We start from the raw sequence: 1,261 nt of genomic DNA, 5'->3' as shown, positions 1-1,261 counted from the left end.
GGGCGTTGGTGGTGAAGGCGGCGCGGTGGGGCGGGTGTTGAGGGCCTCGTCCGGGTGCCGCCGTGCGCTACTCGTTCACGTCCCGCCACGCCCTCGGCAACGCCTCCGCGACCTCGTACGCCGTCGTCGGTGCGCCCTCCGCCGCGAACCGGCCCGCCAGGCCGTGCAGGTACGCGCCTGCGCTTCCCGCGTCCAGTGGCGGGAGGCCCGCCGCGAGGAGGGAACCCGTCAGGCCGGACAGGACGTCACCGCTGCCGGCGGTGGCCAGCCAGGGGGTGCCTGTGGGGTTCACCCGGACGGTGCCTGCCGCGTTGGCGATCAGGGTGGTCGCTCCCTTGAGGAGGACGGTCGCTTCGTAGCGGGACGCCAACTCCCTTGCCGCTGACAGGCGTTCGGCCTCCACCTGGGCTCGGGAGATGCCTAGGAGGGCTGCCGCTTCGCCTGCGTGGGGTGTGAGCAGGGTTGGGGCTGTGCGGCGGCGTACCGTCGCCGCGTCGGCGAGGCGTAGGCCGTCCGCGTCGATCAGGACGGGGACGTCGTCCAGGGCGAGGATCTCGGCGACCGGGCCCGCGTCGTCGCCGGCGCCCGGGCCTGTCACCCAGGCCTGGACGCGGCCCGCGTTCTTCGGGCCCCGGCCGGTGACCAGGGTCTCGGGGAAGCGGGCCAGGACCGCGTCCCCGGCGGGGCCGACGTACCGTACCGCCCCCGCGCCGCCCCGCAGCGCCCCGGCGACGGCCAGGACCGCGGCGCCGGGGTAGCGCGCCGAACCCGCCGCGATGCCGACGACGCCCCGGCGGTACTTGTCGCTCGACGCGCCGGGCCGGGGGAGGAGGCGGGCGACGTCGGCGTGCTGGAGGGCCTCCGCGTCGGCCTCCTCGGGCAGGTCGAGGCCGATGCCGACGAGGCGGACGACCCCGGCGTACTCCCGCGCGGGGTCGATCAGCAGGCCCGGCTTGTGCGTCCCGAACGTCACCGTCAGGTCGGCGCGGACGGCCGCGCCGGGCACCTCGCCGGTGTCCGCGTCGACCCCGCTGGGCAGGTCGACGGCGACGACGGGAACGCGGAACTCCTCGACGAGGCGGACGACTTGAGCCGCGTCCTCCCGCAACCCGCCCCGGCCGCCGATCCCCACGATGCCGTCGACCACCAAGTCGGCGTTGCCGACGGCGAGTTCGGCGCCGTCAAGGCCCGCGACCCGGCCCCCGGCCCGCACCAACGCCCGCACTCCCCCCTCGTGCGCCTTCAGCGGCGACAGCAGCAC

General features: G+C 76.4%; 1 protein-coding gene. It reads right to left on the bottom strand.

Going from position 1 to position 1,261, the window contains the following annotated elements; translation table 11 throughout:
* Nucleotides 1-67: 67 nt before the first annotated feature.
* Nucleotides 68-1,261: NAD(P)H-hydrate dehydratase (locus AOK24_RS41700; protein ID WP_055725091.1), on the bottom strand; the 1,194-nt coding region annotated here is incomplete at its 5' end.

The sequence above is a fragment of the Streptomyces niveiscabiei genome, assembly GCF_001419795.1.
GTDB lineage: Bacteria > Actinomycetota > Actinomycetes > Streptomycetales > Streptomycetaceae > Streptomyces > Streptomyces niveiscabiei.
This window is presented reverse-complemented; position numbering and strand designations above follow the sequence as displayed.